Source organism: Streptomyces beijiangensis (assembly GCF_017315755.1).
In the GTDB taxonomy this organism is placed as follows: domain Bacteria; phylum Actinomycetota; class Actinomycetes; order Streptomycetales; family Streptomycetaceae; genus Streptomyces; species Streptomyces beijiangensis.
The window spans coordinates 1-276 of sequence record NZ_JAFLRJ010001021.1 but is presented as its reverse complement, the minus strand read 5'-3'; the positions used below and the strand labels follow the sequence as shown (position 1 = coordinate 276).

1 pseudogene is annotated in these 276 nt (G+C 72.8%); it reads right to left on the bottom strand.

From position 1 onward, the window contains the following. Nucleotides 1-276: pseudogene (locus J0695_RS40370) on the bottom strand (short-chain dehydrogenase); the annotation flags it as partial.

The window sequence follows — 276 nt, the reverse complement described above, 5'->3', positions numbered from 1 at the left end:
CCCCCACCGTCCCCGGCAGGAAGTCCGCGATCCGCTCCGGGGTCCAGGCCCCGCCCTCCGCGTACCCCGCCCGAAGCTCCCGCGGCTGCGCCCACACCGCGATCTTCGGGCCGGCGATCGTGTAGACCTGCCCGGTGATCTTCTCTTCCCGGGCCCGGTCGCTCAGCAGATACGTGACGAGCGCCGCCACATCCTCCGGCTCCCCGATCTCCTTCAGCTCCATCGGTACGTTCGCCGACATCCGCGTCCGCGCCACCGGCGCCACCGCGTTCGCCG